Origin of the sequence: Geomicrobium sediminis (genome assembly GCF_016908595.1) — a bacterium.
Taxonomy (GTDB): Bacteria; Bacillota; Bacilli; order Bacillales; family Marinococcaceae; genus Geomicrobium_A; species Geomicrobium_A sediminis.
Genome location: NZ_JAFBEC010000001.1, coordinates 459,197 through 474,070, shown reverse-complemented (window position 1 = coordinate 474,070; position 14,874 = coordinate 459,197). Strand labels below are relative to the sequence as shown.

Annotated in this window: 12 protein-coding genes; 5 read left to right on the top strand and 7 right to left on the bottom strand. The window is 41.7% G+C overall.

Annotated features, from left to right (window positions below; all coding sequences use genetic code 11):
* Nucleotides 1–520: 520 nt before the first annotated feature.
* From JOD17_RS02375 to JOD17_RS02355, 5 genes are all read right to left on the bottom strand, one after another.
* Entirely contained in the window at nucleotides 521–2,530 is a 2,010-nt protein-coding gene (locus tag JOD17_RS02375) for an acyltransferase family protein (protein ID WP_204695537.1), read from the bottom strand.
* A gap of 143 nt (nucleotides 2,531–2,673) precedes the next feature.
* Nucleotides 2,674–4,443: a DUF6020 family protein gene (locus tag JOD17_RS02370; RefSeq protein WP_204695536.1), complete on the bottom strand. Its 1,770-nt coding sequence runs from the start codon at nucleotides 4,441–4,443 to the stop codon at nucleotides 2,674–2,676.
* A complete protein-coding gene (locus tag JOD17_RS02365) occupies nucleotides 4,440–5,378 on the bottom strand; it encodes a glycosyltransferase (protein ID WP_204695535.1) in 939 nt (312 codons plus the stop codon). Before JOD17_RS02365 ends, JOD17_RS02370 begins: the two co-directional genes overlap by 4 nt.
* A gap of 84 nt (nucleotides 5,379–5,462) precedes the next feature.
* Nucleotides 5,463–5,801, bottom strand: coding sequence for an EamA family transporter (locus JOD17_RS02360; protein ID WP_338028741.1), 339 nt, complete (start codon nucleotides 5,799–5,801; stop codon nucleotides 5,463–5,465).
* Nucleotides 5,788–6,135, bottom strand: coding sequence for an EamA family transporter (locus tag JOD17_RS02355; protein ID WP_204695534.1), 348 nt, complete (start codon nucleotides 6,133–6,135; stop codon nucleotides 5,788–5,790). The genes JOD17_RS02360 and JOD17_RS02355 overlap by 14 nt, the downstream gene beginning before the upstream one ends.
* Nucleotides 6,136–6,366: 231 nt before the next feature.
* Between JOD17_RS02355 and JOD17_RS21480 the strand changes: the two genes are divergently transcribed.
* The 3 genes from JOD17_RS21480 to JOD17_RS02345 all read left to right on the top strand — a co-directional run bounded on the left by JOD17_RS21480 (nucleotide 6,367) and on the right by JOD17_RS02345 (nucleotide 9,513).
* Nucleotides 6,367–6,492, top strand: coding sequence for a hypothetical protein (locus JOD17_RS21480; RefSeq protein WP_275581619.1), 126 nt, complete (start codon nucleotides 6,367–6,369; stop codon nucleotides 6,490–6,492).
* A 283-nt stretch (nucleotides 6,493–6,775) separates the two neighbouring features.
* Nucleotides 6,776–7,384 carry a hypothetical protein gene (locus JOD17_RS02350; RefSeq protein ID WP_204695533.1) on the top strand — a complete coding sequence of 203 codons (609 nt, stop codon included), beginning with the start codon at nucleotides 6,776–6,778 and terminating at the stop codon, nucleotides 7,382–7,384.
* A 329-nt stretch (nucleotides 7,385–7,713) separates the two neighbouring features.
* A complete protein-coding gene (locus JOD17_RS02345; protein WP_204695532.1) occupies nucleotides 7,714–9,513 on the top strand; it encodes a CotH kinase family protein in 1,800 nt (599 codons plus the stop codon).
* Between the two features lie 58 nt (nucleotides 9,514–9,571).
* Here the strand turns inward: JOD17_RS02345 and JOD17_RS02340 are convergent, their stop codons facing one another.
* Both JOD17_RS02340 and JOD17_RS02335 read right to left on the bottom strand, forming a co-directional pair.
* Nucleotides 9,572–10,114 (bottom strand): YusW family protein, encoded by a 543-nt coding sequence (locus JOD17_RS02340; RefSeq protein WP_204695531.1) that lies wholly within the window; start codon nucleotides 10,112–10,114, stop codon nucleotides 9,572–9,574.
* 106 nt (nucleotides 10,115–10,220) lie between these two features.
* The gene (locus tag JOD17_RS02335; RefSeq protein ID WP_204695530.1) at nucleotides 10,221–11,315 is read right to left on the bottom strand and encodes a response regulator aspartate phosphatase; all 1,095 of its coding nucleotides are present in this window, start codon (nucleotides 11,313–11,315) and stop codon (nucleotides 10,221–10,223) included.
* 327 nt (nucleotides 11,316–11,642) lie between these two features.
* On the opposite strand from JOD17_RS02335, the gene JOD17_RS02330 reads away from it, so the two are divergent.
* Both JOD17_RS02330 and JOD17_RS02325 read left to right on the top strand, forming a co-directional pair.
* Nucleotides 11,643–13,334 carry an AMP-binding protein gene (locus tag JOD17_RS02330; RefSeq protein ID WP_204695529.1) on the top strand — a complete coding sequence of 564 codons (1,692 nt, stop codon included), beginning with the start codon at nucleotides 11,643–11,645 and terminating at the stop codon, nucleotides 13,332–13,334.
* On the top strand, nucleotides 13,315–14,853 hold the full coding sequence (locus JOD17_RS02325; protein WP_204695528.1) for an acyl-CoA carboxylase subunit beta: 1,539 nt from the start codon (nucleotides 13,315–13,317) through the stop codon (nucleotides 14,851–14,853). Before JOD17_RS02330 ends, JOD17_RS02325 begins: the two co-directional genes overlap by 20 nt.
* The last annotated feature ends 21 nt before the right edge of the window (nucleotides 14,854–14,874 follow it).

The window sequence follows — 14,874 nt, the reverse complement described above, 5'->3', positions numbered from 1 at the left end:
TTATTGAAATGACGTGAACACTTAAAATTAAAAACAAAATACACGTTTTCGCCTATACCTTTTAAAATGTAAATTATTAAATAAGCAAGGAAAGAGATCTGTGTCTCCATCCAATGATGTTAGTATGAATTAAGCTACTCGATATAGTTTTAACGTCTGCAGAAAGTACAGATTTAAAACTGACGCTATAATTGCCTATTTAATCATAGATTTTCTAAACAAACTCTCCTTTTAAATTGTCAAGAATATGAAAGAATGGAACCAGCCGATATGGTTTCAAGTTATGAGTATAAATATTTATAACAAACTAATTCCAACTAAGGGTACTGCGCTGGTTAAATGAATTCGCAGAAGAATTTTATTTAGTTGAGTATGAATTGTGATTACAATGAATGGATTTAGTGGAAGAGTACAGAACCGATCGCAAATTCGCTTATCCGTTCATTAAATGCGATTGAACGATACCATGCAAAGGGACAGTCCCCCAACGCTTTAACGCGCCAGGGGACTGTCCCTTTCTTTAATCTTCGTTAAGAATAGGTTCGAGTTCTTCTCGTAATGCAGGTCCGAGTGTCCTCGCATAGAGTGTGGAGATATGATTGTTATCTCTTAGCGTAATGACGTTACCGATAATCGGTAGGCACTCTCCGTCTACACAGAAGTGGTCCGTCAGGTCCACAAGGTGTACATTTGATGGAATATTCTCTTCACCAATCCAATCCCACGGTTGCTCCTCAGTTAATAACTCATCGCGAGGTGTCGCGCACTCAGACGAATCTGACGCTTGTTCTAAGCATTGTGGAACATCGAAATCCATCCGTTGATTGTCACGTAACGCTAGAATATCAATCTTACCTTCGAAGTTCTCCCACATCTCGACGAACCCTTCTGGCGTTAGTTCGATATTCGCATTAGCAGTCGTCACGATTAAGTCGGGTTCATGATCAATAAGCGGTTGAATAATATGCTCATTCCAATTCACACAAAGATCGGTAAGGGCTCCACCATGATTGTCTGTCGTAAAGCGACAACCGTCTTTAATGTACGTGTCGATTTGCATATTCAAGTCTCCTGCAATCTCTTCAAGTGCTGGAAACCAATGACCAGAATGGGAACCGCCGACTAATGCCACGCGATAATCAGGATCTTCTGTTTCCCCAAAGGAGCATCGATGAATGCGATCACTATCAAGTCCTGTGTAGCATTCCGAGTCGTCATACATTGACGGTAACTCTTCACTCGCTTGTAGAATCCGGTCCATCGGGTCAATGTCCGGGTTTGGTGTTACGTCATGTGAAACGGATTGGGCTCCAGGGAAATCGTTAATAGACGCTCCCTCTGAAGATACAAGGCTTTGTTGGACTTGGGTATGCTGCCACTGCCAGCCTCCGTTTGCGATGAACACCGGGATCATAAAAACTGCAAGCATAGCAATGACTTTTCCCTTGTCCTTGCGTGTTTTTACACTTCGGCTTCGAGTGGGTGATTCGATTATTTTTCCAGAGATTACAGAAAGAATAAGTGATAGTCCGAGTAATAATAACCCGTCTACGAATGAAACGGTCGCATTGTTCGTAATTGCAAAGTACATTATAAGAATCGGCCAATGCCAGAGATAAAAGGCATAAGAAATACTTCCAAAGTAAACGAAGGGCTTCGATCCGAGAACTTTTTGCACACCGAAGGTTGTACCATTTTCAGCGGCAATTAAGATAAAAATAACCCCAGAGATCGGAAGTAGTGCGGCATAACCCGGGAAGAGGTCGGAGACCGGGAGTACCATTCCGGTAAAGGCAATGATCAATAAGCCTAGCCAACCTAAAATGAAACTAACCGTACGATGTAGCGAGAAATAAGAGAGGGTAAGTGCTAAAATCCCGCCAATACTAAATTCCCACACTCGAGCGAACGTATCGAAGTACGCCCACGGCTGGTTGACCGTTGTAATGTATACAGAATAAGCAAATGATCCGAGAAAAATCGTAATAAGAACCGATAGTAACGTTTTTCGCACCGGTTGTTTGAATAGTTTCTTTGCTAAAAAATAAGCAAGTAAAATAATCAGTGGCCACGTAATGTAAAATTGGCCTTGAATGGACAACGCCCAAAAATGTTGGAGCGGGCTTGCTTCGTTATTTTGCGCAAGGTAATCAACGGAATTTGTTGCGAGCTCCCAGTTCTGAAAATAAAGTGCGGAAGCAAACACTTCTGAAATCATTTGTGACCATTGTGATTGCGGCAAATAGAAATAAGAGAAGATGATCGTAACGAACATCACGAAAAAGGCCAATGGAAATAACCGTCGCATTAATCCGAGTAAGTACGTACCAAACTGAATCGTTCCAGTCCGCTCAAGACGGGACAAAAGGGACGTTGTAATTAGAAATCCAGAAACGATAAAAAAGACATCGACGCCACCAGACACCGTGCCAAACCAAATATGATAGACCGCAACGAGCAAAGCAGCAACCGCGCGCACACCTTCTAGTTCGGGTCGGAATCGCTTATCAGGAACACGTAAATCATTCAATGACTACACCTCTTTTGCAAAAGCTACCACGCTACAGCATAGCACATATAGATGACAAAAAGATTAAATCTAATTATAGATTTTATTAAGACAAAGGGGACAGTCTCCCAGCGCTATAACGCACTGGGGAACTGCCCCCTCAGTTAATGAAGGTCTTCTTGTTTAATCTCTAGCTTGAACTTTCCGAATGCGAGCAACACAATCACGAACAGAATAAAGAAATTTGGTAACATATACCTAAAATCTTGTGCTGGTATCGCTGCAAGCATCGTTCCCCAATTTAAGATTACAGGGGTGGAGATGATCAAGAAGCGTAAGCCATTCTTTAACGTTCCTGCGCTCGTTGCTAATAGAATCAACAAGATAAATAGTGCAGGGCGCCAGATGAGTTCTAGCAGTTGCTCATCAGTAAATGTTAAATAACTTAGTAACCCTTGATGAACAGGTTCGCTGAGAGGTGACATCTCGAGCCCGTGTGGGTTATCCATTACTTGACTTGCATAAGATGCGGTATATGCGCGATTGGGTTCATGAATTTGCCAAACGATTGACGTTTGGTACAAGTAGCCTTCAACGGCTAGGCCGAAGTTATTGCCTACAATCCCCGCCCACGTACCAATGTATCCAGGAATATCATCAGCAAGTCGGTCACGATCAAGCTCTGGATGGAACTTAATATGGTCAGATAAAAATGGATGATATGCTTCCTTCCATGCGTCGACTGGCATGAAGTAATCAAGTTTTGCAGCTTGTTGCTCTGTTAGGGTCCCATCTTCATCATTTAGGATGTATCCAATTTGTTGATGTGGAATGCTTAAAGACTCGATAGATTGGGCAGCGTTTACATCTAGTGCCGAGAAGATCGGCCCTGTCACGACGATGTAAGTAACGAAGGTGACCACAATCGGTACAACAATGGCGCGCCAGTATTTTAAGTGCATCAAACCGAGTGCAATGAGTGAGACGAGCACAATCGGTAGGCCGTTATTACGGAAAAAAGCAAGCGCGAGCATTGTTACTGTAAGTAGAATTACGTTTCGCCAGACAGCGAGCCACGTTCCCTTTGAAATAACGATGTTCATAAAGTACACAGTGAATAACAATAACAATACACTATACAGAACGTCTTTCCAGAACGTCACCGCATAAATGCCAGTAATCGGAATGATCGTGACGATAGTGGTCGCAACGATTAAGGCAATGTGAGGCAGTCCGATGCGTCGCAATGAAAACATCGTATAACCCCAAACCGCTCCAATAAACAGCACTTGGAACAACGTGACGACGGCAGGATTATCCCAAAACGATGTGAGTACAATTGTCAATACTGTATAAATCATCGGATGCCAGTTACTGAAATCATAATCAAGCGACTGTCGCCAATGATGGAAAGAGTCAGGTGTCATCGGTCCTGGAAAGAACCCAATCCAATAAATAAAACCAATCAGAACGATCGGTAATCCAAAGTAAACAATCGTCCACGGAGAAGGCTGATTTTTTTTCCAATACATGTGCCAATCCGTTGCGATCATACGATACATGACGGCCCAAATGAGTAGCACGTATGTGAGTACAGCGATGATAATGATTGGCACTGGCCCAATACTACCTTCTTCTTCTAAATGAACCATTTCACCAACCGTACTAAAGTAAAATAAATAAGTAAGGATTGCTATAACGACTAGGTGAATCGGCCTTTTTAAAAAGCTAAGGAAGGACGGTCTTTCATAAACCATCTGATAAAAAAACAAAGCGAAACTTGCAATAAAGACAAGTGAGAAGATAACGACTCGCCACGGAGCGATCTCCCACGTTTCATAAACGGGCTCAAATAAAGTAAGTACGGCTCGTGCTGAAACGAGCCCCGCAATGGTTGAACTAACAATCACAGTTAAGAGTCGTAAAACATTCATTGTTCTTCTCGTCTCTTTTCTATAGCGAATCGATTCAACTCAATCTCAAATTGTTTCTTTTGCGATGATGCGACTGTGTCTAAAATTAAACCGCAAACGAAAGACAATGTACTCAATACAACAAGTCCTACTGCGAGTATTGCAGATGGTACTTTTGTTACGAAAGCGGTTTGAATGTACTCTACAATGACTGGAACACCAGCAATTAAGCCTAAAAGCATGAACAAAACACTCCATGCTGTAAAAAAGGACAAAGGTTTGTACTCTTTAAACAGAACGAAGATTTTGCGCAAGACTTTTAATCCGTCGCTATATGTATTGAGCTTGGACTCACTGCCGTCTGGCCGATCTTTGTAATCGATGGCAACCTCTTTAATAGGAAGTCTTTTGTCTAAAGCGTGAATTGACATTTCCGTTTCAATTTCAAAGCCTGAACTCATGACAGGCATTGTTTTGACGAACAAACGATCAAACGCACGGTATCCTGTGAAGATATCCTTAATGTCACTTTTAAACAGAAAATTAATTAATTTTTTAACCATATTGTTACCTAAGTCATGAAATGCTCGCTTATTCTCATCAGAATAGGAACCGTTCGTTAGACGATCACCTATGACCATGTTCGCAGTCTGATCTTTAATTGGTTGAATGAGTTCATGGACGAATGACGCAGGGTAGGTTAAGTCGCCATCAACCATAACGTAACAATCGGCGTCAATGTCACGGAACATGGACCTTACGACGTTACCTTTTCCTTGCTGGTTTTCTTGACGAACGATCGCACCGTGGGCACGCGCAATTTCTGATGTTTTATCACTCGAATTGTTATCGTAAACATAAATGGCTGCGTCCGGGAGTTCGGCTCTGAACTCGTCGATCACAGCACCAATGGTTTGTTCTTCATTATAACAAGGAATTAGTAATGCGATTTGCACAAAATTCCCTCCAAACGTACTAGTCTATAATTTCCATAAATAGTATATCAAATCTAAGACAAATAAACATATTGAATGATAAATTTACATAATTAAGAAAGCAGAACCAATAATGATTAATGTAGCTCCAATTAGTTTGCGAAATGTAATTGATTCTTTTAAGAATATAGAAGCAAGCGCAAAGGTCCATAAATAAGTAATTGATGTAAGTGGAAAGACTATGGTATATGGAAGAAATTGCAGTACATAAATGTTTAGTAATGCCCCAGAGCCGTAGGCGGCTCCACCAACCAACAAGTTTTGGATAAATGTTCGATGAAGACCAATGCCTTCACTGGTCGCTCGTTTGAAATAGTATGCACCAACGGACCCAAGTAGTGTAAACAACAAGATGAGTAGTATGAGCTGACTAATGATCGCCACCCCCGATTAACGTTGCCCCGACCATAATGAGGAGTGTCCCAACGATATTTAATGACGTAATTTCCTCTTGTAAAATAAAGACACCAAGTAATACTGCGATTACATATCCAATACTAAGCAAAGGATGCAACACAGAGAGTGAACCATAACGAAAGGCTACAATCATAAGAATAGCCCCAGCCCCATAAAAAAGAAAACCAATGACTAAATAACCATTTAAGTCAGCGTTAGAGAGCTTCCAAAGCAATTGCCCAATTGCGGTACAAAGTGAGGCAAAGAGCATGAGGACAATTCCCCAACGATTTTTAGATAAGGAATGTTGAAATAAGTTCATAAGTATCGTAGCGTACTCCTTTTCGATATTCTCTCTACAGTATACATTATTCCACTCTTCTAGAGAGATAGTCTACATCGCGGTGAAGTGTCAAAAAGCAAGGGATATGATTAATTGAAGCATTTCATACTGGATATTATGAAATGTAATTTACTAGTGTTCAGAAAAAGTCGCTCAAAGTGAGCGCTCAGGCTGTTGAGAAACTTAAACATACCAAAAGTGTACTCGTAAATGAGTAAGCGGATTCTGTGGCTACGCTTGCCGCGGGCGTTGCCCGAGCGTAGTGCTTCGCACGATGATCTTCGGCTAACGAATAAAGGAAGTTCAACAGTCATTGCTTATAGCAATGACTGTTGAACCAACCTGCTTTGCAGGCCGCCGCAGGCGTCTTCGCCACGACAGCCGCTTTTATACGGCATATTGAGTTTACAAAAGCAAAAGTAAAATGTATAACTTCAATACTTTGAAATCTACAAGTTCATTAACTTTCTACTTCATTTATATAAAACAGCACTTTTTCGACACTCTGAGTCGCTCACTTTGAGCGACTTTTTCTTCATACAAACTTATGATAGGATCAAAGAAGGTGTAACATATTACATCATCATGACGTCTGTGTGACAGGAAGGAGGTAGAGCGAATGTTGAAATGGTTTATATTTGTTGCTCTATCTACCATATCTGTTTCTATAGCTGCCTGCGCACCTGATGAAAATGATGAGATTCTTACATTAGAAGATATAGAAGCAAGTGTTGAAAAAGAAAAAAATTCAGATTTAAATGAAGAAGAGGTTAATGATAATGTTGTAATTGACTCTGTAATGGAAGAAAAGGTTGATGTGGTGGCTGAAGAAATTCTTTCTCATAGACAGTATTATAAACAGTTCAAGGATGATCAGTCAGATCGATTTGCTGAATTTGATGATGATGAGCGCTTTCTCGCTGATGAGATAGGACAAATCGAAGTCATGGAAGAGGACGGGGTAGAGCACGTCTATCATAGTTATCAAATGGATATTGTGCGTGATGGAAAAGTATTTATCCATTTAATGACCCATGAATATGTAGAGAAAGAAGGCAGCTTTGAGCTTATCAATACTACAACTAATATAGAGATTCATAGTATCGAGAGCGGGGAACAACTTGAGCTCATAGATTCGGATACAGGTAAAGTTATAGATGAAGCGAATTTCACAAATGATCAGGTGAGTAAAAAATACAGGGGAATTCATAGTGGTGATCAATATTAATTATTGGGGCTGTCCTCACATGAGGTCTTGATAGTGCTCAGATTGCGTTTTATCTGTTGATTCCAATGTTTGCTTACATGACTTATAGTGAATTTATAACTATTCCAACGTTAATTTGCATGAAATTCAAACGGGTAGAATTCTTTTGCGGTTGTAATAGTCAATCGTAGCGTAGATAATTGTAGCAATCTTGAAAGATCTATTTTTCTGACAATACATAATATAATACGATTTTAGCAATTCCTTTTTATTTGGGGCAGTCTCTCACTATGTTACAGCGTGCGATTACTGTTCTCATCAATGAGTATAACTAAAGGGGAAATTAACTCATGAAGAAAATTCACGGTGTTTCCGTAGCTCTCACATTGCCACTACTGTTGGTAGCATGTAATGGAGAGAATTTAGAAGCAGAGGAAGTTTATGAAGGGGATGGAGAGGTTGTAGATGGAGATGAAGGTGAAGTTGAAAATGAAGCATCATTTACACCGAGAACTGAAATAGAACAACTTGCCCATGAATCGGATATCGACTCACTTTATTTATATATGAGAGACGAGGATCTAGAAGAGCTCTATGAACGAGATGTTGACTCTGATGATCGTCTCACCGGACATATTCGTTTGAACTCTCCTGAAGCAGAGATAAAGCATCTTGATGGAGGTCTTCGTTTTCGGGGAAATTCAACGAGACGCATGGACAAAAAATCATTTAATGTTCGTTTCGAAGATCCACAAGCCATTACATTTGGAAGTAATCGAATGAACTTGAATGCCAATTATAGTGATTCTTCAATGATGCGGGATCAATTATCATTTCAAATGTTTAGGGACGCTGATGTTATGGCACCAAGAACAGAGTTTTTCAATCTCTTTATGAATGATTCATATGAAGGGTTATATGCACATGTAGAACGTATCGACTCTGATTTGTTACAAGCAAATGGCCGTAATGGCGATGGAACTCTCGTACGAGATCGTATACGAGATGTAGATGACATCGATATAAACTCTACCTTTTCCTATGATTTAAGCACTGTTGAAGATCAGGAAGTATTTTTTGAAGAGGTTTTCGACTATCGTGGGGACCCAGAATGGGAAGCATTAACAGAGCTAATAACGTGGGTGTATGAAACACCTGCTGGCGAAGAATTCGCGCAGAAATTCTATGAAGAAATGGACGCAGAACGAGTCATTAATTTCTTGGCAGTGCATTTTCTTGTAGGTGACATTGATGCCTTTGGTGATGATTATTGGTGGTATCTCGATCATGAAGATCCTGAAGCAAAATGGGAATTCATCCCGTGGGACAAAGACTTAACATTCGGCTCTCACAGTCGTACAGACTATGGAACGATGAACGATTTTATGCGTTATGATTACGGGTTGACTTCAGGTTGGGATAACGTTCTTTTCGAGAAGATGCTCGAAACACCGGAAATTAAAGCGCATATTGATCAGAACTTAGAGCAATTAATGGAGACGTTCAATGAGGACGAGTTAAATTCAAGAATTGATCGCTATTATGAACGCATACAGCCATTTGTATCCATTAGTTCGGACACAGAAGGGGCATTTAACATTCATCCTCAAAACCACTTCTCAGAGCTTAGCGATTTCGATGCTCAAGTGGATGTCGTAAGGGAGTATATTCCACTTCGTTATCAGACAATCAATATGCGGATTGGGAATCTTGAAGAGCAAGAACGAGATCAAGTCTCACACATGATTGATGAGAGTAACGTTGGAGAAGACGTATACTTTACGAATTCACGAGGCGATGTGTCTGCCGTCTTTACACCGTCGACGGTTGACCAAGCTGGTGAAATTACTTTAAGGGTAGATGAATTAACAGAAGGTGATGTTGTGGATGGGGTCCAGCGAACGTATACGTTTGACTCGGGTGAAGCGGATGTGAGTGGACAACTTACTTTATACTACATTAGTACGAACGACGTGACCAACTGGTACAAAGACGAAGAAGCAATCGGTGATCAATGGGGATTGTCAATTGCTGAGCGTGTTAACGGAGAGACGGACGTTTTGGAGACGGATGTGAATCCATATACGAACCGCACGACATCAGAAGGTGTGCAACTCAATGGCACTCAAGAATTTGTAATCACGCAATAATAACAAGGGGTCAGTCCCCCGGCGCGTTAACGCGCCGGGAGACTGACCCCTTAAGCTTTTACATCGTGTGATCCACGTTGTACATGTTGCCGTTCTCGAATTCGATAGAGAGTTCGACTTTGTATACGTCGTCTTCACTTAGGTCGAGCGCTTGTAGCACCTCGGTTACCATCTCTTCTTCATCGGCATCACCGTGAAGCTCAATGTCTTGTAGCAGTTGTTCAATCTCTGTGATTGCTTCATCATCTTGGATGGTTTCGTTATCACGTTCGATCGACGCTGTAACTTCACCGTCTTCATCTTCGTAGTCGTATTCCCAGTCATCGCCTTCTATGAACTCAATATCAAGTTCAAAGTCGACAACCCCACGATCATACGCCGATCCGTCCTCATCCATGGCATTGCCATCATCGCCGTCATTGTGCGCGTCAGTATCATCCTCCATGTCATCGCCAAGATCTAAGTCATCATGAGCATCTTCCTCGACGTCGTTAGCATGATTATCTTCCATGTCCATGTTCTCATTCGGTTCGTCATTCCCGTTTCCGCAACCTGTCAGTACGAGCGTAGCAATAAGACCAGATAATAAAAATTTCTTCAAGTACGTAAACCTCCTATTTCGGTTAAGATACGTATAGCCTGTCACAACTGACAGAAAGTATGCGAAAAAAATAACCGACCGAAAGGACGGTTAACGAAATGTAGAATTAATTGTTGATGCCGATGGAAAACTGCTTGAGTCGTAGTTCGTTTGCCATTCGCATATACGATAGTGCAAGTTCAAATTGCTGATCCGTCTCTAATGCTGCTGCAACCTCTTCATAAGCTTCTGTCGCTTCGAAATACAGTTCTTGATTTACTAATTCGTCAAGCCCCTGATCAACGAGTAAAAGGTCAATCGAAGAAACGTAAAGCCCTCGTGTGATCCGGTTTCTTGCAGTAAACTCAACAAGGTTAAAGGTTTTCATATCTTCTTCGGCCTCTTCTAGTAGTGCAACGCCTGAGCAATCACCTAGGCGCAATAAAACGTTCGCCAAGTTTGTTTTCGTTTTAGAACCAATAAGTGTGTCGTACTGATCTCCTGTATGAAGCGCCTCATCATAATAATCTCTCGCATCCTGAAGCATCCCGTTTCTCTCTTTATGCAAACCGTACGCCCGTAAGTGTATCGAACGATTGAACGGCTTAAGGTTCGGTTGTTCTAAACAATCAAGAAAAAACTCTTCTGCTTGATGATATAAGCGAAGCTCCGAGTAGATTGAAGCTTGTAAGCTCGTACAAGCAATGACCCGTTCATCATGTCGTGAACTAAGCTCGAAGATCTCTTTTGCTAAGTCGAGATATAGTGAAGCGTGCATATATTGATTAATTCTGTAGAAACCTTCACCGAGTAAAAAGAAAAATTCAGCTCTTTCTAGTTCACTCACTGAATGAATCGATCGCTCTGCTTTTTGATAATGACCCAATGATTGTAAATAGTTCTCGCGCTGAAACGCCATTCGACCTTCCATCAAGTGATACAAGTAATTAAGCACTTGATCAGTCTCCACAATGGATTCATCAACGTGTGCTTGATTCTCAGGAAGCGGATCTCTAAGAATTTCATTTGTAAAAATTTTATGACGAAATTCGACGAGTTGATGATACGTCTGAATCTTTTTGTCTGTTACAGCTGATCGTAAGAGCTGTTCTGTTAGCGCCTTCTGCATTTGGGCTTTCTTAGAATCATAAGAAACGATGGCATTATACCAATTCCCAATAGCACCGATGAGTAAATCTGGAGACGCAGTTGTTTTGCCCATGAGCCCCCTCCTTCTAGCGATCTCACCCCGATTATGGCAAGCATAACAGTTGCAATTCTTTATTGCTATGCGAAAAAAAAGATAGAAAGATAAAAGGCAATATCTTGACAAGATATGCTAATTTTTGTTGAACGAAATTGAATGAATTTGACATTATTTTACCAAAAGTCACGTTGAATATCGTACACACCGATTGATTCAAAAATGAACAGCGAAAATTTAAAAATGAATTATAAAGTCACTGCACCCAATGAAGTAAGCGCTTACAACTGGTATGTATTTTGCAATAACACCTTTTAAACCGATCAGCATAAAGGAGTGGTATGAATGGATGAACAGCATTATCTAGATGATTTGCGTAAACGTCGAGAAGTAAATTGGCCAAAACATTTGCCAAAGGAAGCGTACTATCCGTTTGGCAAAAAGTTCTTAACCGACTATCTTGAAGAACACGCACACAGAACACCGAACAAAGCATCGACGATTTTTTACGGTCGAGAACTGACATTCGCAGAGCTAAACGAAAAGAGTAGTCGATTCGCCACGTATTTATCAGAAATTGGGATTAAGAAGGGTGATCGGATTGCAGTATATATGCCGAATTGTCCGCAATTCATCATCGCATTTTATGCGATTTTAAAAATTGGTGCGATTCACGTTCCGGTAAATCCAATGTTTAAAGAAAAAGAACTGCACTACGAACTGACCGACTGTGACGCTCAAGTCATCGTGACGTTAGATCAATTCCTTCCACTCATTAATCAAGTGAAAGATCGTACGACCTTACACACCATCATTGCGACATCGTTGTCCGACTACCTCCCTGAAAACCCGACGTTACCAATACCCGACGGAATGACTCAAAAAGTGCAACATACTGAAATTGATTTCGAACAAGTCATCGCTTCAAGTTCTTCCACTTATCCACATGTGGATCGATCGTTAGATGACATCGCTGCATTGAATTACACAGGGGGAACGACAGGCTTGCCGAAAGGGTGCATGCATACACAAGGGGATATGGTGTATACAGCCGCCACGTCAACGACCTTTGGCTTAAGTCATAAAGGCGATCAAGTGACGCTGAACTACTTGCCAATTTTCTGGATTGCTGGGGAAGACGCCGGGGTGATCAATCCGATATTCACAGGTCATACACAGGTGTTGATGACTCGTTGGGATACGGAGACGTTTATTCAAGCTGTGGAAAAATACAGGATCACTTCGACATCAGCCATCACAGACAATCTCGTCGCAGTCATGAACGAAGCAGAAGGTCGCGACTTATCCTCATTCAAGACTACACTTGGCGTTTCTTTCGTAAAGAAAATCAATGTAGAGTACCGCAAACGTTGGTATGAACTGACAGGTACAGTTTTAAAAGAAGCTTCGTACGGCATGACAGAAACGCATACGATGGATTCGTTTACAGATGGTCAACAAGAACAAGATGCTGATTTGGATCGCCCAGGATTCGTCGGATTTCCGATGCCTGGTACTGAAATTAAAATTCTCGACTTCGATACGGGAGCATTGCTTCCGATTGGTACAGAAGGAGAAATCGCGATTCGAACACCATCGCTTATGAAAGGATATTGGAACAATGAAGAGAAAACTGCGCAAGATCTCGTCGATGGCTGGTTAAAGACGGGTGACATCGGCTTAATTAATGAGAAAGGTCAGTTTTATTTTCTAGGTCGGAAAAAAGAGATGTTAAAAGTGAACGGGATGAGTGTGTTCCCGGCTGAAATTGAAGTGATCGTCACCAATCATGCAGGCGTTGCAGTTTGTGGTGTTATTGGGATTGAAGATGAGCAAAAGGGAGAGCTACCAGTAGCCGCAGTGGTGTTAGAAAAAGAAACGACCGTTCAAGAACTGGAAGCATATTGCAAAGAGAACATGGCATCGTACAAACGACCGAGAATTGTCATTATGAAAAGCGTCCCAATGACAGCCACGGGCAAAGTAAAAAAACCTGAGCTGAAAGAGGAGATCGAGCATGGAAACTTACTTGCATGAGTTGCAAGAGCGAAAAGAGCGCGCACGTCAAATGGGTGGAGAGAAAAAGGTCGCAGCTCATAAAAAAAAGGGATTTTATACGGCAAGAGAACGGATTGCCAAACTCGTCGATGCGGGTTCATTCCTTGAACTTGGTCTACTTAATACATCGGATCAACAAGGTGCAGCTACGAAAAGCCCAACGGACGGACTGATCGGTGGCGTTGCCAAGATTGACGGGAGACCCGTCGTTATTAAAGCGTTTGATAAGACGGTCTTTGCGGCGACAGAAGGAGCCGTCTTTATGCGCAAGTCGAAGAAGCTCCATGAATACGCCGTCAAACGTGGATTTCCTTTGATTACTCTCGCTGAAGGTGGCGGACTGCGAATGCCAGATGGGATGGGCTCTGACAACATTAGTCGCTTTATGATGCCATATCAATTGTTGCATCATGACCGCAAAGTACCGTTAATAACAGGGATTTTTGGTGACAGTTACGGTGGTCCGACGTGGTTTGCTGTGAGCTCGGATTTCGTAAGCCAAGTAAAAGGAACGTGCATGGCTGTGGCAGGTCCAAGAATGCTTGAAATTGCTACGGGTGAACAGATTACACCAGAACAACTCGGTGGCTGGGAGATGCATGCAACTGAAACAGGGCAAATTGATCATGCTGCAGAAGACGAAGGTGACTGCATCCGAGCAATCAAGGAGTATTTGTCCTTCGTACCAAGTCATGCAGGTGAACAATCAGCGGTAATACCATCAAATGACGATGCAGATCGATTGCTACATGAAGCAACAGAGCTTGTCCCTACGCGTATGAAACGGGCATATGATATGAAGAAACTTATTGCATTAATTGTTGATGATCATCATTTCTTTGAGCTCAAAGAGGAGTTTGGTAAAGCGCTTATCACTGGTTTTGCGAGAATGAACGGTCGAACAGTAGGGATAATCGCAAACCAACCGATGTTTTTTGCGGGGGCAGCGGGAGCGCAAGAATGTGAAAAAGCGACAGACTTTATCGTGCAATGCGATTCATTTCATATTCCGTTAATTTTCCTACATGATATCCCTGGCTTTCGTGTATCAAGCGGGGCAGAACGCTCGAGAATTCCTTCAAAGATTATTCTCTGGAATCAAGCACTCGTACATTCAACAGTACCAAAACTGAGTGTTGTGATCCGCAAAAGCATCGGAGCTGCATATAGCAACATGTGTGGACCGGATATGGGCGGGGACTTTGTTGTCGCCTGGCCAACTGCAGATATTAACTTTACAGGTCCAGAAGTCGGTATAAATGTTGTGTATGGTCGAGAGCTTGAAGACGCCGAAGATCCAAAAGCAGCACGGCAAGAGTTACTTGATACGTGGACATTTGAGAGTTCACCCTATAAAGCTGCATCAAAGCATTTGATCGATGATATTATCGACCCTCGCGATACACGAGCGTTTCTCTGTCAGACTCTTGAATATGCTTGTCTTAATAACGGTTCAATCAGTGAGCGAAAGCTAGCGAATTGGCCAACAGGTTATTAGTAATTAACGATTAAAGGTGGC

Bases quoted from the DNA above. Each gene is read 5' to 3' on its own strand.
- JOD17_RS02370 (WP_204695536.1), bottom strand. From the start codon at position 4,443: ATGAATGTTTTACGACTCTTAACTGTGATTGTTAGTTCAACCATTGCG.
- JOD17_RS02355 (WP_204695534.1), bottom strand. From the start codon at position 6,135: ATGAACTTATTTCAACATTCCTTATCTAAAAATCGTTGGGGAATTGTC.
- JOD17_RS21480 (WP_275581619.1), top strand. From the start codon at position 6,367: ATGAGTAAGCGGATTCTGTGGCTACGCTTGCCGCGGGCGTTGCCCGAG.
- JOD17_RS02350 (WP_204695533.1), top strand. From the start codon at position 6,776: ATGTTGAAATGGTTTATATTTGTTGCTCTATCTACCATATCTGTTTCT.
- JOD17_RS02345 (WP_204695532.1), top strand. From the start codon at position 7,714: ATGAAGAAAATTCACGGTGTTTCCGTAGCTCTCACATTGCCACTACTG.
- JOD17_RS02335 (WP_204695530.1), bottom strand. From the start codon at position 11,315: ATGGGCAAAACAACTGCGTCTCCAGATTTACTCATCGGTGCTATTGGG.
- JOD17_RS02330 (WP_204695529.1), top strand. From the start codon at position 11,643: ATGGATGAACAGCATTATCTAGATGATTTGCGTAAACGTCGAGAAGTA.
- JOD17_RS02325 (WP_204695528.1), top strand. From the start codon at position 13,315: ATGGAAACTTACTTGCATGAGTTGCAAGAGCGAAAAGAGCGCGCACGT.